Raw genomic sequence first — 20,345 nt, 5'->3', positions numbered from 1 at the left:
TGTCCCCTTCGTCTAGTGGCCTAGGACACCGCCCTTTCACGGCGGTAACAGGGGTTCGAGTCCCCTAGGGGACGCCAGTTTCATCGAGTGATACTTCAACGTTGATCTCCGCCGCGAGGCGATAAATCCGGGGCTTTAGCTCAGCTGGGAGAGCGCCTGCATGGCATGCAGGAGGTCAGCGGTTCGATCCCGCTAAGCTCCACCAAATTTGCCAGGGTTCATCGTTCGATGAGTCTGACTGAAGGTTTTGCGTCCCCTTCGTCTAGTGGCCTAGGACACCGCCCTTTCACGGCGGTAACAGGGGTTCGAGTCCCCTAGGGGACGCCACGATTTCCCGCTCTGCGGGACCAAGGGTCATTCGATTATTGAATGGCCCTTTTGTTTTTTCAGGGTTTGAAAAATCCTTCCTTTCAGATTCTTGCTGTTTCCATACACAAATCCAACTGACCCTCGCGCCAATGCTTCGGTGGCCTGCATCAGATGACGCAAGGCGTCACGTCTGTACTGCATCATGCCTCGCCGAAGTTACTGCACATAAAAACGCTTTTTTCGCCACGATGGCACTCGCAGAACCCCAAGTGTGACGCGTAGCGCCACAAAGAGGACGCAGAGCGTCCAGAACTGCATGCCGACGCGGAGCATCGGCACGATAGTCAACATTACGGGCATTGCAGACCGTCGTGTGAACGAGGTTAATGAACCGCTACACTCTCCGCACACCAAATTCACTCAAGCAGGAGCACGCATGGTCTGGGATCGGGCAACGCCTTTCGTCATTGATCTGAATGTCGGCGCTGAAGACATCGACGGGCTGGGGCATGCCAATAATGCCGTGTACGTCTCCTGGCTGGAGCGCTGCGCCTGGCGGCATTCGCAGTATCTGGGCCTGGACCTGACCGAGTACCGGCGTCTGGACCGGGCCATGGCGGTGGTCAGGCACGAGATCGACTACCTGGCCAGTGCCTATGAGAACGATGAACTGCAACTCGCGACCTGGATCGTCGATTGGGATCGCCGCCTGAAAATGACCCGTTGCTTTCAGCTCAAGCGGCCCGCCGACAACCTGACGTTGCTGCGCGCGCAAACCACCTTTGTCTGTATCGAGCTGTCCAGCGGTCGGCCCAAGCGCATGCCTGCCGAGTTCATTGACGGCTACGGCGCAGCCATCCCTGACGGCACCGTTCCCAATCCGCACGCCGGGCAGTAAACTGCCGGACTTTTTTTCGAGTGTGACCCATGCAAATTGCTCTGGCGCCCATGGAGGGGTTGGTCGACGACATCCTGCGCGATGCCCTGACGAAAGTAGGTGGTATCGATTGGTGCGTGACCGAATTCATTCGGGTGTCCGAGCGTTTGATGCCTGCACACTACTTTTACAAATACGCTTCGGAATTCCACAAAGGCGCGAAGACCGACGCAGGCACGCCTTTGCGGCTCCAGCTGTTGGGCTCCGACCCAGTGTGTCTGGCCGAGAACGCCGCGTTCGCCTGTGAGTTGGGCGCACCGGTACTGGACCTCAACTTCGGCTGCCCGGCCAAGACCGTCAACCGCTCGCGTGGCGGCGCAATTCTGCTCAAAGAGCCGGAACTGCTGCATTCCATCGTCAGCCAGGTACGCCGTGCCGTGCCCAAACATATTCCTGTAACAGCCAAGATGCGTCTGGGTTACGAAAACACCGATGGCGCGCTGGACTGCGCCCGGGCACTGGCCGATGGTGGGGCAGAGCAAATAGTCGTTCACGCACGCACCAAGGTCGACGGCTACAAGCCGCCCGCGCACTGGGAGTGGATTGCGCGCATTCAGGAAGTGGTCAAGGTCCCAGTGGTGGCCAACGGTGAAATCTGGACCGTTGACGATTGGCGTCGTTGCCGGGAAATATGCGGCGCACGCGACATCATGATTGGTCGCGGCTTGGTGGCGCGCCCTGATCTGGCCCGGCAGATTGCTGCGGCACAGAGGGGGGAGGAGGTCGTGCCGATGACCTGGGACGAGTTGCAGCCGATGCTGCGCGCTTTCTGGCAGGCCTGTTTGATCAAGATGACGCTCATTCAGGCACCGGGTCGTCTCAAGCAATGGTTGGTGTTGCTGACCAAGAGCTACCCTGAGGCGACCCTGATGTTCAATGCGCTACGCCGCGAAACCGACTGTGATCGAATCGGTGTAATGTTGGGCTGCCTGCCCAGCGGCTTACCCCAAAGCTAACCCCGACGAACGGTCGAAAAAAACCTGAAAAAAGTCTCTTGAAAAGTGAATGGGTATCCCTATTTTGGTGATCAAGCGATGCCGAATACGGGTCGCGTAAACCACTCGCTGACAAACAGGAGAACTTATCATGGCGACTGCATTTTCACTGGCCCCACTCTTTCGTCATTCCGTGGGTTTCGACCGCTTCAACGACCTTTTCGAGTCGGCGGCACGAAATGAGACAGCCAGCGGTTACCCTCCCTACAACGTGGAGCGGCATACCGATGATCATTACCGGATCGTGATTGCTGCAGCAGGCATGCAAGAGCAGGACCTTGAACTACAAGTCGAGAAGGGCGTATTGACCGTGATCGGCAACAAGCGCGAGCAGGAAGCCGACAACGTGACCTATCTGCATCAGGGTATTGCCCGGCGTGAATTCAAGCTGTCGTTCAGGCTGGCCGACAATATCGAGGTCAAGGGTGCCGACCTGTCTCATGGCCTGTTGAGCATCGACCTGGTGCGCAACGTGCCGGAAGAGGCAAAACCAAAGCGCATTCCGCTCAATACCCAGAAAGTACTGGGCAGTTAATCAGTTGTTCTATAGAAGAGGCGCCTTCGGGCGCCTTTTCTGTCTTCACTCCAGAGACGCACTTTCCTGTAACTGCCGCTTGAGCTGCAGCAGGTTCTCGAACTGCGGCCCAGGCAGCGGTTCGCTGAACAGGTAGCCTTGATAGTTGTAACAGCCCACTCTTTCCAGGAACGCCAGTTGCTCCGGCGTTTCGACGCCTTCAGCGATGACGTTAAGGTTGAGGCTCTGGGCCATGGCCACGATGGCGCGAATGATTTCTGCATCGTTGGGGTCGCTGGTGGCGTCCTGAACGAAAGACTGGTCAATCTTCAGCGTATCCACCGGTAAGCGCTTGAGGTAAGTCAGTGAGGAATAGCCGGTGCCGAAGTCGTCCATCGCAAAGCTCACGCCCAATTCCTTCAGGCTGCGCATTTTTAGGATGGTGTCATCAAGGTTCTGGATGACAATGCCCTCGGTGATTTCCAGCTTGAGCATGGAGGCAGGCAACTGGTGCAACTTGAGGCTGTGTTGCACACGCTCGATAAAATCGTTCTGGCGGAACTGACGCGGGCTGATATTGACGCCCATCAGGAATTTGTTTTTCGAGATCAGCCCCTGCTTTAAAAGCAGGCCGCCGGTTTTGCAGGCTTCGTCCAGAATGTGGCTGCCGACCTCCAGAATCATCCCGCTTTCTTCAAGTATCTGGACAAACTGATCAGGCGACAGCAACCCGTATTCGGGGTGGTCCCAGCGCAGCAGCGCCTCTGCGCCGGTGATGTACTGGTCCCGGCAATCGATCTGGGCCTGGAAGTGCAGCTGGAATTCGTTGCGGGTCAGCGCCAGTCGCAAGTCGTTTTCAAGACGCAGGCGCTGGCTGACGGCCTGCTGCATGGACACATGGAAAAACTGTGACGCATTGCGTCCGGAATCCTTGGCGCGATACAGCGCAATATCGGCCCGTTTGAGCAAATCGGCAGGGGCCAGGCCATCGTCCGGAATCAGAACGATGCCGATGCTCGGCGTGACCTGCAGGCGATGACCGTCGAGGAACATCGGCTCGGCCAGCAGCTCGCGAAGGTTGTCGGCGAGCACGCGGACCTGCTGAGTGACTTCATCGCGGGTGCCGTCCAGCCCGCAGATCAGCACCACGAACTCGTCACCGCCCAGGCGTGCCACGGTGTCCTCCTGGCGTACGCTGGCCTCCAGGCGCGCGGCGATGATGCTCAGCACGCTGTCGCCCACCGGGTGGCCGAGTGAGTCATTGATGTGCTTGAAATGGTCCAGGTCGAGAAACAGTAGGGCACCGCGCAAATTCTGGTGCTGGAGCAGCGAGACTTGCTGGCTGAGGCGGTCCATCAGCAGCGCGCGGTTGGGCAGCCCGGTGAGCGGGTCGTGATAAGCCAGATGCTGAACCTGTGCCTGGGCGGTTTTCAGCTGGCCGATGTCTCGGGCGTTCATCAGCAGGCAGGCGGTATTGTTCAGGGTGATGAACTCGACCGAGATGTCCAGCACCAGAGGCGCGCCGTGCTTGTCCTGGCCATTCATTTCGCGATGATGCACGCGGCCTTTCTGGCGTAGCTCGTCAATCATGTATTCGCGCTGCACGGTGTCGGACCAGATACCGATTTCGTGGGCGGTGCGCCCCACGACTTCCTGGGCGCTGAAGCCGGTCAGGCGACAGAAGCCGTCATTGACCTCTACATAGCGGCCTGACTCGATTTCAGTGATGGTGATCGAGTCCGGGCTTGAGTGAAATGCCTTGGCAAACTTCTCCTCGCTGGCCTCCAGCGCCGACTGGACGCACTGTTGAGTGATGTCCAGCACGGTTCCGGACAGCTTCACGGCCTGGCCATGTTCATTGCGATAGATTCGTGCACGGCTTTCAAGCAGTCGCGATGTGCCGTTTTGCAATTGAAACCGGTAGGTCACCTGGAGGCAGTCCTGCTGGTTTTCCAGTGCTGCAGCATAAACTGCGCGCATGCGCCGGCGCTCTTCAGCGGGCAGGCTGCCGAAGAACTGCCGGCCATCCTCGTCGAAGGGCAGTGCCGCCATGCCGTGCAGCGCAGACGCACGGGCCGAGGCTTGCAGCCGGTTGCCGGTGATGTCCAGATCCCAGGTGCCCATCTGCGCCAGTTCCAGCGCCAGTTCCAGACGGTCCCGGGTTTGCTGGAGGACGCGCTCCGCGCCTGTCGGCGGCAGACTGGGGGCGGCTGCCTGTGCAGGGACTTTCAGCACGGAGTTATCCGGTGGGTTGGACATGTGATCACGAGCCTTTAATCGAAAGAACCGATAGAGCGATCAGTCTGCGGTTTGCAGCATGGTCTACCCACTATGTCTGCGCATCGAGCAGTTTCATGAATGCTCTTGCTGCATTCGATAGCGTGCGTTCGGTATGCAGGATGTAGCCTAGCTGGCGATTGAGTTGCACGCCCGGTAATGGAATGCGCGCCACTTGTTCGTCAAGCATGGTGCGTGGCAGAACGCTCCAGGCAAGGCCGATGGACACCATCATCTTGATGGTCTCCATATAATTGGTACTCATCGCGATGTTGGGCTTGAGGCCCTGGGCTTCGCACAAGCCGCTGACAATGTGATGGGTAAACGTGTTACCGCCCGGAAATACTGCCGGATAGCGCACGACATCCTCCAGTTTCATGGGGCCGCTGTTGGCCAGCGGATGTTCCGGTGCCGCGACGAAGTCCAGCGGGTCGTCCCACACGGGCACGGCGCGGATCAGCGTATGCGGTTCGGGTGCGAGTGTAATGACTGCCAGTTCGGCGCGCCCGTGAAGAATTTCCTCATAGGCAATTTCCGAGTCCAGGAACTGAATGTCCAGTGCGACCTTTGGATAGGTACGGGTAAATGCCCGTAATACCGGGGGCAGGCGATGCAGACCGATGTGATGACTGGTCGCCAGAGTCAGCCGTCCGGTGACTTCGCCGGTCAGGTTGGTCAGCGCGCGGCGAGTGTCATCCAGCACGTTGAGAATCTGATAGGCACGCGGCAGCAGGGCGCGCCCGGCCTCGGTGAGGCTGACTTCCCGACCCAGGCGGTCGAACAGGCGCACATTCAATTGTTGCTCCAGACCGGCAATGCGCTTGCTGATGGCCGGTTGAGTCAGGTAGAGGCGTTCGCCTGCCCCGGAAAAGCTACCGGTCTCGGCGATGGCAATAAAAGCATTAAGGTTGGCGAGATCCATGGTCGGATTCCATTTGGTTATCCAAAGTATGAAAATTATGAATTTGAGTTATTTAAGCATATTCCATAGGATGACCGCACAAGCCAAAGGGTCATCGTCACGATTGCCCAAGGCATAGAAACAAGCTGATGAGGAAGTACGTCCGATGGCCGGGAAAACGCTCTACGACAAGCTCTGGGATTCGCATTTGGTCAAGCAGCGCGACGACGGTTCGGCGCTGATCTACATTGACCGCCATATCATCCACGAAGTGACCTCGCCGCAAGCGTTCGAAGGCCTGCGGCTGGCAAAGCGCAAGCCATGGCGGATCGACTCGATCATCGCCACGCCTGACCATAACGTGCCGACCACATCGGAACGCAAGGGGGGTATCGACGCCATTGAAGATCAGGTGTCGCGGCTGCAGGTGCAGACCCTCGATGACAACTGCGACGAGTACGGAATTACCGAATTCAAGATGAACGACCCGCGTCAGGGCATCGTTCACGTGATCGGCCCGGAGCAGGGCGCAACCCTGCCAGGCATGAGCGTGGTCTGCGGTGACTCGCACACCTCGACCCACGGCGCATTTGGTGCGCTGGCGCACGGTATCGGCACTTCCGAGGTCGAGCACGTGCTCGCGACTCAGTGCCTGGTTGCCAAGAAAATGAAAAACATGCTGGTCTCGGTCGAAGGGCAACTGCCGTTCGGCGTGACAGCAAAAGACATCGTGCTGGCCGTTATCGGCAAGATCGGTACGGCAGGCGGTAACGGTTACGCCATCGAGTTCGCCGGCAGCGCGATTCGCGACCTGTCGATCGAAGGCCGCATGACTATCTGCAACATGTCCATCGAAGCCGGTGCCCGGGTCGGCATGGTTGCCACCGACGAGAAGACCGTCGAGTACGTCAAGGGTCGTCCGTTTGCCCCTAAAGGTGCGGAATGGGACCTGGCAGTCGAGGCCTGGAAGGATCTGGTTTCCGACGCTGACGCTGTATTCGACACCGTGGTCAGGCTGGACGCCGCGCAGATCAAGCCACAGGTCAGCTGGGGCACTTCGCCGGAAATGGTGCTTGCCGTCGATCAGAACGTGCCGGACCCTGCGCAAGAGCCGGATCTGGTCAAGCGTGGCTCCATCGAGCGCGCCTTGAAGTACATGGGCCTGAAAGCCAATCAGCCGATCACCGATATCCAGCTGGACCGGGTGTTCATCGGTTCCTGCACCAACTCGCGGATCGAAGACCTGCGCGCGGCTGCCGACGTCGCCAAGGGCCGCAAGGTGGCCGCGACCATCAAGCAGGCCATCGTGGTGCCGGGTTCGGGCCTGATCAAGGAACAGGCCGAGAAGGAAGGGCTGGACAAGGTGTTCATCGAAGCCGGTTTTGAATGGCGTGAGCCGGGCTGCTCGATGTGCCTGGCGATGAACCCGGACCGCCTGGGTTCCGGCGAGCATTGCGCATCCACGTCCAACCGCAACTTCGAAGGCCGTCAGGGCGCTGGCGGCCGCACGCATCTGGTAAGCCCTGCGATGGCTGCCGCGGCGGCGGTCAATGGCCGTTTCATTGACGTTCGCGACTTGATCCAGCTCTGAGGAATCCAGCATGAAAGCCTTTACCCAGCACAATGGCCTGGTCGCTCCTCTGGATCGTGCCAATGTCGACACCGACCAGATCATCCCCAAGCAGTTTCTCAAGTCGATCAAGCGCACGGGTTTTGGCCCGAACCTGTTCGATGAGTGGCGTTATCTGGATGTGGGGCAGCCGTATCAGGACAACTCCAAGCGTCCGCTGAACCATGACTTCGTGCTCAACCACGAGCGTTATCAGGGTGCAAGCGTGCTGCTGGCCCGGGAAAACTTCGGTTGTGGCTCCAGCCGCGAGCACGCGCCGTGGGCCCTGGAAGAGTATGGTTTCTGCGCGATTATTGCGCCGAGTTATGCCGACATCTTCTTCAACAACAGCTTCAAGAACGGCCTGCTGCCGATCATTCTGTCTGAAGCCGAGGTCGACGAGCTGTTCAAGCAGGTCGAGGCCAGCCCCGGCTACCAGTTGAGCATCGATCTGCAGGCACAGACCGTGACCCGCCCCGACGGCAAGGTGCTGAGCTTTGAAATCGATGCGTTCCGCAAACACTGTCTGCTCAATGGCCTGGACGACATCGGCCTGACGCTGATGGACGCTGACGCCATTGCCAGTTTCGAAAGCCGGCACCGCGCCAGCCAGCCGTGGCTGTTCCGCGACTGATTGATTCATCGCAACCTGTCTGTTTGCCAGCAAGGGGCTCTGCGCCTTGCTGGCAAAAGTGTTTAAGACAGGTGATAAATTTTTCGCCGCTGCGAGCGTTATAAACAGGCGTTGTTCACGACGCCGATGCACAAAATCGAGGATGTTATGAGCAAGCAGATTCTGATTCTCCCAGGTGATGGTATTGGTCCGGAAATCATGACCGAAGCGGTCAAGGTGCTGGAACTGGCCAACGAAAAGTATCAGCTGGGTTTTGAATTGACCCACGACGTGATCGGCGGCGCAGCCATCGACAAACACGGCGTGCCGCTGGCAGACGAGACCCTGGATCGTGCCCGTGCGGCCGATGCCGTACTGCTGGGCGCAGTCGGCGGCCCGAAATGGGACACCATCGAGCGCGACATTCGTCCTGAACGCGGTCTGCTGAAAATTCGTTCGCAACTGGGCCTGTTCGGCAACCTGCGTCCGGCGATCCTCTACCCGCAACTGGCGGATGCGTCGAGCCTCAAGCCGGAAATCGTTGCCGGTCTGGATATCCTTATCGTCCGCGAACTGACCGGTGGCATCTACTTCGGCGCGCCACGCGGCACTCGCGTGCTGGATAATGGCGAGCGTCAGGCCTACGACACGCTGCCTTACAGCGAAAGCGAGATCCGCCGCATCGCCAAGGTCGGTTTCGACATGGCCATGGTGCGTGGCAAAAAGCTCTGCTCGGTGGACAAGGCCAACGTGCTGGCGTCCAGCCAGCTGTGGCGCGAAATCGTCGAACAGGTGGCCAAGGATTACCCTGAAGTCGAACTCAGCCACATGTACGTCGATAACGCCGCCATGCAGCTGGTTCGTGCGCCCAAGCAGTTCGATGTAATCGTGACCGACAACCTGTTCGGCGACATTCTGTCCGATCAGGCGTCGATGCTCACCGGTTCCATCGGCATGCTGCCTTCGGCTTCGCTGGACACCGCCAACAAGGGCATGTACGAGCCTTGTCATGGTTCGGCGCCGGACATCGCCGGCAAAGGCATTGCCAACCCGCTGGCGACCATTCTGTCGGTGTCGATGATGCTGCGTTACAGCTTCAACCTGACCGATGCGGCTGATGCCATCGAGAAGGCGGTCAGCGTGGTACTGGATCAGGGCATTCGCACCGGCGACATCTGGTCGGAAGGCAAAGTCAAAGTCGGTACGCAGGAAATGGGCGATGCAGTAGTCGCCGCGCTGCGGAATCTGTAATCTCTCTGGCCCGCCGCCTGCTGTGCATGCGCAGAGCGGTGGTCCCACTTTTATTCAAGGTGTAGTTGCGATGAAACGTGTAGGTCTGATCGGTTGGCGTGGCATGGTCGGTTCCGTGCTCATGCAGCGGATGCGGGAAGAGCAGGACTTCGATCTCATTGAGCCGGTGTTCTTCACTACTTCCAATGTCGGTGGCCAGGCGCCTTCGGTGGGCAAGGATGTTGCGCCGCTGAAAGACGCCTACAGCATCGACGAGCTGAAAACCCTGGACGTAGTGCTGACCTGTCAGGGTGGCGACTACACCAATGAGGTGTTCCCCAAGCTGCGCGAAGCCGGCTGGCAGGGTTACTGGATCGATGCCGCCTCCAGTCTGCGCATGCAGGATGACGCCGTTATCGTGCTTGACCCTGTGAACCGCAAGGTCATCGATCAGCAGCTGGATGCGGGCACCAAAAACTATATCGGCGGTAACTGCACGGTCAGTCTGATGCTGATGGGCCTGGGCGGTCTGTTCGACGCCGGGCTGGTCGAGTGGATGAACGTCATGACCTATCAGGCGGCCTCCGGCGCCGGCGCGCAGAACATGCGTGAGCTGATCAGGCAGATGGGTGCCGTGCATGCCTCGGTGGCCGATGATCTGGCCAACCCGGCCAGCGCCATTCTGGACATCGACCGCAAGGTGGCTGAAGCCATGCGCAGCGAGTCGTTCCCTACCGAGAACTTCGGCGTGCCACTGGCGGGTAGCCTGATCCCGTGGATCGACAAGGCGTTGCCGAACGGCCAGAGCCGCGAAGAGTGGAAAGGTCAGGCCGAGACCAACAAGATTCTCGGTCGCTTCAAGAGCCCGATCCCGGTCGACGGCATTTGCGTGCGCATCGGCGCCATGCGTTGCCACAGTCAGGCGCTGACCATCAAGCTGAACAAGGATGTGCCGATTGCGGACATCGAAGGCTTGATCAGCCAGCACAACCCGTGGGTCAAGCTGGTGCCGAACAACCGCGAAGCCAGCATGCACGAGCTGAGCCCGACTGCCGTGACCGGCACCATGAGTATTCCGGTGGGCCGTTTGCGCAAACTGAACATGGGTTCGCAGTACCTGGGCGCTTTCACCGTGGGTGACCAGTTGTTGTGGGGCGCGGCAGAACCGCTGCGCCGCATGCTGAGAATCCTGCTGGAGCGTTGAGGCTCGGTTTTACAGCAAACCCGCTTTCCGAAAGGAAGGCGGGTTTTTTAATGCCTGATACTTTTGATTGACTGTCTTTTTTCCCTATATATGGGATTGAAATTTACATATTGAGATAAGTGTGACAACGGGTTTATAGTCGTCCTGCACTCACTTCCAAAAAAACAACAGGTGACGCAATGCAGGCGCAATTAATCGCGCTCGATTGGGGGACAACCTCACTTCGTGCTTATCGACTTGGCGAACATGGGCAGGTACTGGAACAGCGCGCATTGAGCGCGGGCATCATGCAGTTGCCGACCACGCCGCGGCTGATCGCGGGGCAGTTCTGCAGTGACGGTTTCGAACTGGCCTTTGACCAGGCGTGCGGCGACTGGCTCGATGCCCAACCGGACCTGCCGGTGATTGCCTGTGGCATGGTCGGCAGCGCACAGGGCTGGCGCGAGGCGGCTTACCGGGAAACGCCGGCCAGCGTCAATGAGCTGAGCGCAGCGCTGCAGACGGTGCGCAGCGTGCGCGGCGTTACGGTGCACATCATCCCCGGCGTCCTGCAGCGCTCGACCCTGCCCAACGTCATGCGTGGCGAAGAAACCCAGGTGTTGGGTGTGCTGGCAGGGCGCGAAGACGGGCAGGGCAGCCAGCAGTTGCTGATCGGTCTGCCCGGCAGCCACTCCAAATGGGTGCAGGTAGAACGGGGTCGCATCGTTCACTTCGACACCTTCATGACCGGCGAGGTCTACGCCGCGCTCTGCGCGCACACTATTCTGGGACGCACCATGCAGCCTTCGGATGCGTTCGACGAGCAGGCGTTTGACCGCGGCTTGTCGATTGCCCTGTCCGACGCGGGCTCTGCCGGGCCGCTATCGACGATTTTCAGCACACGAACGCTCGGCCTTACCGGGCATTTGGCTGCCAGTGCGCAACCTGACTATCTTTCCGGCCTGTTGATTGGCCATGAACTGGGCGCCATCGCCAGGCTGCATCTGCACAACCACGAACAATTGCCTGCGGTGGTCCTCATCGGCAGCGATTCGCTGTGCACGCGCTATGCACGCGGGCTGGCCGTTTGTGGCTTTCCCGGCGTGACATTGGCCGAGCAGGCGACCGAGCGCGGCCTCTGGCAGGTCGCCGTTCAAGCCGGCCTGATCGCGCGCCGCTCGTCCCAACACATTCAAGAGGTGTGACATGCTCAAGCAAGCATTGAAGGAAAACGGTCTGGTCGCAATTCTGCGCGGCCTGCGTCCCGAAGAAGCGCCTGCGATTGGCGATGTGTTGTACGAGGCCGGGTTTCGGGTCATCGAAGTGCCGCTCAACTCTCCACAGCCGTTCGACAGCATCCGTTTGTTGCGCCAGCAACTGCCAGCCGATTGCCTGATCGGTGCGGGAACGGTGCTGACCCCGGAGCAGGTGACTCAGGTCAAGGATGCCGGAGGCCAGGTGATTGTCATGCCGCACAGCGATGCGAAGGTGCTGCGTGCAGCCAAGGCTGCCGGGCTGTTCCTCTCACCAGGCGTGGCGACGCCGACCGAAGCCTTTGCCGCGCTGGCCGAAGGGGCTGATGTGCTGAAGCTGTTTCCTGCCGAGCAGATGTCGCCCGCGGTGGTCAAGGCGTGGCTGGCGGTATTGCCCAAGGGCACGATTCTGCTGCCGGTCGGGGGGATCTCGCCGGACAACATGAAGGTGTTCCTCGATGCCGGCGTGAAAGGCTTTGGCCTGGGCTCCGGGCTGTTCAAGCCAGGCATGAGCACCTCTGACGTTACCGGGCGCGCCCAGGCCTATGTGGCTGCCTGGAAGCAGCACAGCGCAGCGCTTGCAGACTGACCGGCGCCGGTAGTCGTTATCCAATAAGAGAATCAACAAGAGAAACCGCACCCATGAAAATCACCAAACTCACCACGTTCATCGTTCCGCCGCGCTGGTGCTTCCTCAAGGTCGAGACCGACGAGGGCGTTGTCGGCTGGGGCGAGCCAGTGGTCGAAGGCCGCGCGCACACCGTGGCCGCTGCTGTGGAAGAACTCTCCGATTACCTGATCGGCAAGGACCCGCGCAACATCGAAGACATCTGGACGGTGCTGTACCGCGGCGGCTTCTACCGGGGTGGGGCGATCCACATGAGCGCCCTGGCAGGCATCGATCAGGCGTTGTGGGACATCAAGGGCAAGGCCCTGGGCGTTTCCGTCAGCGACCTGCTCGGTGGTCAGGTGCGTGACAAGATTCGCGTCTATTCGTGGATCGGCGGTGACCGCCCTGCAGACACGGCGCGGGCTGCGAAAGAAGCGGTCGGACGTGGTTTTACTGCGGTGAAAATGAACGGCACCGAAGAGCTGCAATTTCTCGATACCTTCGACAAGGTCGACCTGGCGCTGGCCAACGTGGCTGCCGTGCGCGATGCCGTCGGGCCGAATGTCGGCATCGGTGTGGACTTCCATGGCCGGGTTCACAAGCCCATGGCCAAGGTGCTGATGAAGGAGCTGGACGCCTACAAGCTGATGTTCATCGAAGAGCCGGTGCTCAGCGAGAACTATGAAGCACTGAAGGAGCTGGCACCGCTGACCAGCACGCCGATTGCCCTGGGTGAGCGGCTGTTCTCACGCTGGGACTTCAAGCGCGTGTTGAGCGAAGGTTATGTCGACATTATCCAGCCTGATGCGTCCCACGCCGGTGGCATCACTGAAACCCGCAAGATCGCCAATATGGCCGAAGCGTATGACGTCGCGCTGGCGCTGCATTGTCCGCTCGGGCCTATCGCGCTGGCGGCATGCCTGCAACTGGACGCGGTTTGTTACAACGCCTTCATTCAGGAACAGAGCCTGGGCATTCACTACAACGAAAGCAACGATCTGCTCGATTACGTGAAGCACCCGGAAGTCTTCGACTACGACAAGGGCATGGTCAAGATTCCCAACGGGCCGGGCCTGGGCATCGAGATCAACGAAGAATATGTCATCGAACGCGCGGCCATCGGCCACCGCTGGCGCAACCCGATCTGGCGCCATGCCGATGGCAGTTTTGCCGAGTGGTAGAGCACAGTAAATCCCCGTAACCATCGTTCCCGCATACGGCACTTGTAATCATCGTTCCCATGCTCTGCATGGGAATGCCGTTCTGGACGCTCTGCGTACGATTTTGAGAGCGCGGTGCGGCGCAGGTATGTGACGCAGAGCGTCACGAAATGCATTACCACGCGGAGCGTGGGAACGAGAGCTCGCCAATCGAAACACAGACCTCAATAAATCCAACAAGAGGCTACATTCCATGCGCACTCGAACTCTTGAGGGTGCGGCATCCCTGGTGACGCCGTCCCGCAAACGTTTCTTCATCATGGTGCTGCTGTTCATTACGGTGGTGATCAACTACCTGGACCGCAGCAACCTGTCGATTGCCGCTCCTGCGCTGACCGCCGAGCTGGGCCTTGATACGGTTCACATCGGGCTGATCTTCTCCGCGTTCGGCTGGACCTATGCCGCCATGCAATTGCCTGGTGGCTGGCTGGTGGACCGTGTGCCGCCGCGTATCCTTTACACCGCGGCGCTGCTGCTGTGGTCCATCGCGACCATCATGCTTGGTTTTGCGGCCAGCTTTATTGCGCTGTTCGTACTGCGCATGGCGGTCGGTGCGCTGGAAGCACCTGCCTATCCGATCAACAGCCGTGTCGTGACCACCTGGTTTCCCGAGCGCGAGCGGGCTACCGCCATTGGCGTCTATACCTCGGGGCAGTTCGTCGGCCTGGCGTTTCTAACCCCGGTGCTGGCCTGGTTACAGGCGCACTATGGCTGGCACATGGTGTTTGTCGCTACAGGTGGTGTCGGTGTGCTGTGGGCGTTGATCTGGTATACGGTCTATCGCGAGCCGCGTGACTTCAAAGGTGTCAATCAGCAGGAAATCGACCTGATCAAAGAGGGCGGCGGTCTGGTAGACATCCAGAAGGATGTCGAAAAACAGAAGCAGGGTTTCAGCTGGCTGGACCTGGGCATTGTGTTGAGCAAGCGCAAGCTGTGGGGGATCTATCTGGGGCAGTTCTGCCTGAACTCCACGCTATGGTTCTTCCTGACCTGGTTCCCGACCTATCTGGTGAAATACCGCGGCATGGATTTCATCAAGTCCGGGCTGCTGGCGTCGTTGCCGTTTCTTGCGGCGTTTGTCGGCGTGCTGTGTTCGGGGTTCTTTTCCGACTGGCTGATCCGTCGCGGGCATAGCGTGGGCTTTGCGCGCAAGTTGCCAATCATTGCCGGGCTGCTGATCTCGACCTCGATCATCGGTGCCAACTTCGTTGACTCCACCCCGTTGGTCATCACCTTTCTGGCGCTGGCATTCTTCGGCAACGGTCTGGCGTCGATCACCTGGTCGCTGGTATCGACCCTGGCCCCGGCGCGCTTGCTGGGCCTGACTGGCGGCACGTTCAACTTCATCGGCAACCTCGCCGCCATCGCCACGCCGATCGTGATCGGCTTTCTGGCAACGGGTGACTCGTTTGCGCCGGCCATCACTTACATTTCGGTACTGGCATTGCTGGGCGCGCTGTCTTACATCCTGCTGGTAGGCAAAGTAGAGCGTATCGAGCTCTGATGTCGACGTATCTGGATGCTGGCGGCGATAATGCCGTCAGCTTTTCGATCCGCCCCTTTTATGAAAATGGCCTGTCATGCACAACGATTCGATCATCCCTGAAAAAATTACCGACAAAGAACCGGCGCCGACAGGGACTCAGACTCTGCTGCGCGGGCTTGGCGTGGTGCAGGCGGTGGCCGGTGGCGCACGGGACCTGAAGGAAATCGCCCGGCTGATCGGCACCACACGCAGCACCACTCACCGTCTGGCCAGTTGCCTGGTCGAGGAGCGCTACCTTCGGGTGGTGCCTCAAGTGGGTTATCTGCTTGGGCCGAAACTGATCGAGCTGGGGTTTCAGGCGCGCGAAGAAGTGCCACTGGCAATGCTCGCCCGGCCATATCTGGATCGGCTGTCGGAGCTGACGGGCGATACGGTGCATCTGGCGGTGCGGGAAGGTGACGACGTGCTTTATCTGCACAAGAACCCTGGTCGCAATGGCCCGGAAATGCGCTCACGGGTCGGGCATCGCATGCCGCTGGTGCGAACCGGTATCGGCAAGGCGTTGCTGCTGGACAGCGGGTTGCCGGAGTGGCAGCGCTTATATGACGCCAGCATGCCGAGCAGTGGCAGGAATCCGCTATGGCCTGCTCATGAGCAGCAAACCTGGGAGCAGTTGCAGGTGCGAAGGGAAGAATACGTGCAGGGAGGGTATGCGTTCGATCTGGAGGACAACGAACCGTCGATCCGTTGCGTTGCAGCGCCGGTACGTGATGCCAGCAAACAGATCGTTGCCGGCATCAGTGTCGCCAGTACCGTGCCCTACATGCCGCTGGAGAAGATGGCCGAGCTGGTCCCGCTGATCAAGCAGATAGCAGCGGAACTCTCGGCCGATCTCGGCGGCTGATTCGCAGTGAATCAGGCCTGCAGCGTGGCCATGTCGATCACGAAGCGGTATTTCACGTCACCGGCCAGCATGCGCTCGTAGGCTTCGTTGATGTTGCGGATATCGAGCATTTCGATGTCGCAGGTGATGTCGTTCTCGGCGCAGAAATCCAGCACTTCCTGAGTTTCAGCGATACCACCGATCAGCGAACCGGCCAATACGCGACGGCTCATCACCAGGTGGGCTGCATGGACTGGCGGCTCGACCGGTTCGATCAGACCGACCAGAATGTGCACGCCGTCAAAGCGCAGCGTCTCCAGGTAGGGGTTCAGGTCATGCTGAACCGGAATGGTGTCGAGCAGAAAGTCGAAATGACCGGCAGCGGCTTTCATCTGTTCAGCGTCGGTGGACACGATCACATGATCTGCACCCTGACGACGTGCTTCCTGAGCCTTGGCTGCGGAGCGGGTGAACAGGGTCACTTCAGCGCCCATTGCCTTGGCGAACTTGATGCCCATGTGGCCCAGACCACCCATGCCCAGAATACCGACCTTGTCGCCAGCCTTCACACCGTAGTGCTTGAGCGGTGAATAAGTGGTGATGCCTGCGCAAAGGATTGGCGCAGCAGCGGCCGGGTCGAGTTTCTCTGGAATGCGCACAACGAAATGCTCGGCGACCACGATGCTGTTGGAGTAGCCACCCATGGTGTTGCTGCCGTCCACGCGGTCAGGCGTGGCGTAGGTCATGGTCGGACCTTCCAGGCAATACTGCTCGAGATCCGATTTACAGGCCGAACATTCGCGGCACGAATCGACCATGCAGCCAACACCGACCAGATCGCCGACCTTGTATTTGCTGGCGTTGGCGCCAGTGGCGGTCACGCGACCGACAATTTCATGGCCAGGCATCAGCGGGTAAACAGCGATGCCCCATTCGTTGCGCGCCTGGTGAATGTCGGAGTGGCAGACGCCGCAGTAGAGGATTTCGATGGCAACGTCGTCGGCACGCGGAGCGCGACGTTCGAAGGTCATCGGGGCGAGGGGGGCGGTAGCTGACTGTGCGGCATAACCTATTGCTGTGTACATGTTTGACCTCGCAAGGTGTTACGGAATAGAGGCGGTCAATTGTCCTGATACGTGCCCTTCGTGGCTATGGTGAATCCTACGTGTTTCATGCCTATTCCTCCGGTCTGACGTTTCAGGGTCGGCTATGAAGCGCAAATCTGCGATGATACAGCTGTCTGTTTCTCTGTCAGGCTGCTCCCATGACGTTACCTGTTGTTATTGATGGCAATGCCACGCTTGTCTCCTTGATCCAGCCGCTGGCAGTGCGTCCCGGCTTTGTAGCGACGCATTTGCCCGAGGTTCGCGTGCTTTCGGCGTTTGGCTATGTCGCCAGCAGCCCGCAGATTTACGAGCCGAGCCTGATGATCGTCGTGCAGGGCAGCAAGGTCGCCTGCCTGGGGCCACGCACGTTTGAGTACGGCACCGGGCATTACCTGATTCAGGCGCTTTCTGTGCCGTTCAAATGCGAAACTTTTGCCACTCCAGACAAACCGCTGTATGGCGTATCGGTAGCCATCGACCGCGTGCTGCTTGGCGAGTTGGTGCAAGCGATGGGCCCGGCCAGCGGCCAGGAAAGCCAGATGCAGACCCCGGAGTCGATGACCTCGGTGCGCATCGACTCTGCGATGCGTGACAGCGTCGAACGCCTGCTGCGTTGTCTGCACGATCCGCTGGAGTGTCAGGCGATGGGGCAATCAAGGATTCGTGAGGTGCTGTACAGCGCGCTGCGTGGACCGCAATCAGGGGTTTTGCGTGCGCTGGTCGAACAGCAGGGGCAATTCGCACGTATTGCTTCGGCGGTAACCTATCTGCATGAGCACTATGATCACGCGCTGAACGTCGACACGCTGGCCAGTTGCGCAAACATGAGTACCTCGACCTTTCACGAGCACTTCAAACGCAGCACCTTGTTGTCACCGGTGCAGTACCTCAAACGTCTGCGCCTGCTCAAGGCCCAGCAACTGCTGGTGGCCGACGGGCTGAATGTGTCGCAGGTCGCGCTCAGGGTCGGCTATCAGAGTGCGTCGCAATTCAGCCGTGAATACAAACGTTACTTTGAGCGCAGTCCGGGAGAAGAGGGCTGCAGGGTTTAACGGCAAGCTACAAGCGGCAAGATCAGCGCCTGTAACTTGCCGCTGCCTTACATATTCGGATAAGTCGGCCCGCCAGCGCCTTCCGGTGCAACCCATGTGATGTTCTGCGAAGGGTCCTTGATGTCGCAGGTCTTGCAGTGCACGCAGTTCTGCGCGTTGATCTGAAAGCGCTTCTCGCCATCTTCTTTAGTGATGACTTCATACACGCCAGCCGGGCAATAGCGCTGGGCAGGCTCGTCGTACAGCGGCAGGTTCTTGCTGATCGGGATGCTCGGGTCGGTCAGCTTCAGGTGGCAAGGTTGTTCCTCTTCATGGTTGGTGCTGGAGAGGAATACCGAGCTGAGCTTGTCGAAGCTGAGCTTGCCGTCGGGTTTCGGGTAATCGATTTTCTTTGAGTCCGCTGCCAGCTTGAGGCGGGCGTAGTCCGGCGTGGTGTCGTGCAGCGTGAACGGCAGCTTGCCGCCAAAGATGTTCTGATCGATGAAGTTGAAGGCGCCACCCTTGATCGCGCCGTATTTGTGGATCGCCACGCCGAAGTTGCGGCTGGCGAACAGCTCTGCATGCAGCCAGCTGGCCTTGAAGGCATCGACGTAGGAGGTCAGCACGTCTCCGCCTTCCTTGCCGGCGAACAGCGCATCTGCAACCGACTCGGCTGCGAGCATGCCGGACTTCATTGCCGTGTGGCTGCCCTTGATCTTGGCGAAGTTCAGGGTGCCCAGGTCGCAACCGATCAACGCGCCGCCAGGGAATACCATCTTCGGCAGTGAGTTCAGGCCGCCCTTGGCAATGGCGCGTGCGCCGTAGCTGATGCGTTTGCCGCCCTCAAGATACTGTTTTATGACCGGGTGGTGCTTGTAGCGCTGGAATTCGTCGAACGGCGACAGGTACGGGTTGCTGTAGGACAGGTCGACGATCAGGCCGACCACTACCTGATTGTTCTCCAGGTGGTACAGGAACGAGCCGCCCGGATTGGCGTCGTCCAGTGGCCAGCCTGCGGTGTGCACCACCAGGCCCTGTTCATGCTTCGCCGGGTCGACTTCCCAGATTTCCTTCAGGCCGATGGCGTAATGCTGCACATCGGCTTCGTCGTCGAGGTTGAAGCGCTTGAGCAATTGCTTGCCGATGTGACCGCGGCAGCCTTCGGCGAACAGCGTGTACTTGGCGCGCAGTTCCATGCCGGGGGTGTACAGGCCTTCCTTGGGGTTGCCTTCGCGGTCGACACCCAGATCGCCGGTGACGATACCGCGTACCACGCCGTTTTCGTCGAACAGTGCTTCCTGAGCGGCAAAGCCCGGATAGATTTCCACGCCGAGGTTTTCAGCCTGCTGGGCGAGCCAGCGGCACAGGTTGCCCAGGGATATGATGTAGTTGCCATGGTTGTGCATGGTCTTGGGGACGAAAAAGTCCGGAATTTTCTGCGCCTTTTCGGCGTCGCGCAGGACGTAGATGTCATCGCGCTTGACCGGTGTATTGAGCGGAGCGCCCAATTCCTGCCAGTCTGGAAACAGCTCGTTCAGTGCGCGCGGTTCGAACACGGCACCGGACAGGATGTGTGCGCCGACTTCGGAGCCTTTTTCCACCACGCAGACGCTGATTTCCTGCCCGGCTTCAGCGGCCTTCTGTTTAAGGCGGCAAGCGGCAGAAAGCCCGGAAGGGCCGGCTCCGACGATGACGACGTCGAATTCCATGTATTCGCGTTCCACAGGCTATCTCCTACGTTCAAGGCTCACGGTGTTTTTATGGGCACTGCTTTATGAGTCGCTGCAGGCCGACGCAGGAGGTGTTGAGCACCACCCGTCTTTTAATGGCACGCATTATATCTACACCACTGCATGGGTCCAATACAAACGTTTGTTTGAATTGCCCGCAGCCCAGATAAATCAAAGACACCAGACTCGGAACTGGCCGATTTGGCGTATTGACCGGAAAAGGCGTTGCGGTCAATATACGGGCGGTTTTGCGTTTGCCGTAGGCTGAAACGAGGCACCTGCGTTGCAGGAAGTCTCTCAAAAGGCATCAGGCGGACGCGGTGCAGGCAACAGGTCAACGTCGCACGGCGCATTTTACACACCCTGCCGCTGCTTGACGGGTGACTCCCGGCTTTTATATGGCTTTTTAAAGTCGCCCGGGCGGCCTGCACGCATTGCGATTGCTTGTTGAGGACACA

At 59.3% G+C, this 20,345-nt stretch carries 17 protein-coding genes and 3 tRNA genes; 16 read left to right on the top strand and 4 right to left on the bottom strand.

Annotated elements, in window-relative coordinates; all coding sequences use genetic code 11:
* Nucleotide 1: 1 nt before the first annotated feature.
* The 6 genes from AO068_RS19955 to AO068_RS19930 all read left to right on the top strand — a co-directional run bounded on the left by AO068_RS19955 (nucleotide 2) and on the right by AO068_RS19930 (nucleotide 2,776).
* A tRNA-Glu gene (locus AO068_RS19955) sits at nucleotides 2–77 on the top strand.
* 52 nt (nucleotides 78–129) lie between these two features.
* A tRNA-Ala gene (locus AO068_RS19950) sits at nucleotides 130–205 on the top strand.
* A gap of 46 nt (nucleotides 206–251) precedes the next feature.
* Nucleotides 252–327, top strand: a tRNA-Glu gene (locus AO068_RS19945).
* Between the two features lie 418 nt (nucleotides 328–745).
* Nucleotides 746–1,207 carry an acyl-CoA thioesterase gene (locus tag AO068_RS19940; RefSeq protein ID WP_054076471.1) on the top strand — a complete coding sequence of 154 codons (462 nt, stop codon included), beginning with the start codon at nucleotides 746–748 and terminating at the stop codon, nucleotides 1,205–1,207.
* A 29-nt stretch (nucleotides 1,208–1,236) separates the two neighbouring features.
* A complete protein-coding gene (locus AO068_RS19935; protein WP_058409246.1) occupies nucleotides 1,237–2,202 on the top strand; it encodes a tRNA dihydrouridine synthase in 966 nt (321 codons plus the stop codon).
* 130 nt (nucleotides 2,203–2,332) lie between these two features.
* Entirely contained in the window at nucleotides 2,333–2,776 is a 444-nt protein-coding gene (locus AO068_RS19930) for an Hsp20 family protein (RefSeq protein ID WP_058400450.1), read from the top strand.
* A gap of 45 nt (nucleotides 2,777–2,821) precedes the next feature.
* Here AO068_RS19930 and AO068_RS19925 read toward each other — a convergent pair whose 3' ends face one another.
* Together AO068_RS19925 and AO068_RS19920 are read right to left on the bottom strand one after the other, a co-directional pair.
* Nucleotides 2,822–5,014: a putative bifunctional diguanylate cyclase/phosphodiesterase gene (locus AO068_RS19925; protein ID WP_058409245.1), complete on the bottom strand. Its 2,193-nt coding sequence runs from the start codon at nucleotides 5,012–5,014 to the stop codon at nucleotides 2,822–2,824.
* A 70-nt stretch (nucleotides 5,015–5,084) separates the two neighbouring features.
* On the bottom strand, nucleotides 5,085–5,954 hold the full coding sequence (locus AO068_RS19920; RefSeq protein WP_002552953.1) for a LysR family transcriptional regulator: 870 nt from the start codon (nucleotides 5,952–5,954) through the stop codon (nucleotides 5,085–5,087).
* Between the two features lie 145 nt (nucleotides 5,955–6,099).
* Between AO068_RS19920 and leuC the strand changes: the two genes are divergently transcribed.
* The 9 genes from leuC (at nucleotide 6,100) to AO068_RS19875 (ending at nucleotide 16,041) form a co-directional block, all read left to right on the top strand.
* Complete coding sequence (gene leuC / locus AO068_RS19915; protein WP_002552954.1) at nucleotides 6,100–7,524, top strand: 3-isopropylmalate dehydratase large subunit; 1,425 nt, start codon at nucleotides 6,100–6,102, stop codon at nucleotides 7,522–7,524.
* Nucleotides 7,525–7,534: 10 nt separating this feature from the next.
* A complete protein-coding gene (gene leuD / locus AO068_RS19910; protein WP_005732380.1) occupies nucleotides 7,535–8,176 on the top strand; it encodes a 3-isopropylmalate dehydratase small subunit in 642 nt (213 codons plus the stop codon).
* Between the two features lie 147 nt (nucleotides 8,177–8,323).
* Nucleotides 8,324–9,406, top strand: coding sequence for a 3-isopropylmalate dehydrogenase (gene leuB, locus AO068_RS19905; protein WP_004658980.1), 1,083 nt, complete (start codon nucleotides 8,324–8,326; stop codon nucleotides 9,404–9,406).
* 70 nt (nucleotides 9,407–9,476) lie between these two features.
* A complete protein-coding gene (gene asd / locus AO068_RS19900; RefSeq protein WP_002552957.1) occupies nucleotides 9,477–10,589 on the top strand; it encodes an aspartate-semialdehyde dehydrogenase in 1,113 nt (370 codons plus the stop codon).
* Between the two features lie 179 nt (nucleotides 10,590–10,768).
* Complete coding sequence (locus AO068_RS19895; protein WP_058409244.1) at nucleotides 10,769–11,773, top strand: 2-dehydro-3-deoxygalactonokinase; 1,005 nt, start codon at nucleotides 10,769–10,771, stop codon at nucleotides 11,771–11,773.
* Between the two features lies 1 nt (nucleotide 11,774).
* A complete protein-coding gene (locus AO068_RS19890; protein WP_058409243.1) occupies nucleotides 11,775–12,410 on the top strand; it encodes a 2-dehydro-3-deoxy-6-phosphogalactonate aldolase in 636 nt (211 codons plus the stop codon).
* Nucleotides 12,411–12,433: 23 nt separating this feature from the next.
* Complete coding sequence (dgoD, locus tag AO068_RS19885) at nucleotides 12,434–13,612, top strand: galactonate dehydratase (RefSeq protein ID WP_255872618.1); 1,179 nt, start codon at nucleotides 12,434–12,436, stop codon at nucleotides 13,610–13,612.
* A 232-nt stretch (nucleotides 13,613–13,844) separates the two neighbouring features.
* On the top strand, nucleotides 13,845–15,155 hold the full coding sequence (locus AO068_RS19880) for an MFS transporter (RefSeq protein WP_002552961.1): 1,311 nt from the start codon (nucleotides 13,845–13,847) through the stop codon (nucleotides 15,153–15,155).
* Between the two features lie 76 nt (nucleotides 15,156–15,231).
* Entirely contained in the window at nucleotides 15,232–16,041 is an 810-nt protein-coding gene (locus tag AO068_RS19875) for an IclR family transcriptional regulator (RefSeq protein WP_058409242.1), read from the top strand.
* Between the two features lie 11 nt (nucleotides 16,042–16,052).
* Here the strand turns inward: AO068_RS19875 and AO068_RS19870 are convergent, their stop codons facing one another.
* The gene (locus tag AO068_RS19870; RefSeq protein WP_031594913.1) at nucleotides 16,053–17,105 is read right to left on the bottom strand and encodes an NAD(P)-dependent alcohol dehydrogenase; all 1,053 of its coding nucleotides are present in this window, start codon (nucleotides 17,103–17,105) and stop codon (nucleotides 16,053–16,055) included.
* Nucleotides 17,106–17,284: 179 nt separating this feature from the next.
* On the opposite strand from AO068_RS19870, the gene AO068_RS19865 reads away from it, so the two are divergent.
* A complete protein-coding gene (locus AO068_RS19865; RefSeq protein WP_058400453.1) occupies nucleotides 17,285–18,178 on the top strand; it encodes an AraC family transcriptional regulator in 894 nt (297 codons plus the stop codon).
* 47 nt (nucleotides 18,179–18,225) lie between these two features.
* Here AO068_RS19865 and AO068_RS19860 read toward each other — a convergent pair whose 3' ends face one another.
* On the bottom strand, nucleotides 18,226–19,881 hold the full coding sequence (locus AO068_RS19860; protein WP_058409241.1) for an electron transfer flavoprotein-ubiquinone oxidoreductase: 1,656 nt from the start codon (nucleotides 19,879–19,881) through the stop codon (nucleotides 18,226–18,228).
* Nucleotides 19,882–20,345 lie beyond the last annotated feature (464 nt).

The sequence above is a fragment of the Pseudomonas sp. ICMP 3272 genome (assembly GCF_001466905.1).
Lineage (GTDB): Bacteria > Pseudomonadota > Gammaproteobacteria > Pseudomonadales > Pseudomonadaceae > Aquipseudomonas > Aquipseudomonas amygdali.
The sequence above is the reverse complement of the archived record's forward strand: the minus strand, read 5'-3'. Positions and strand labels throughout refer to the sequence as shown.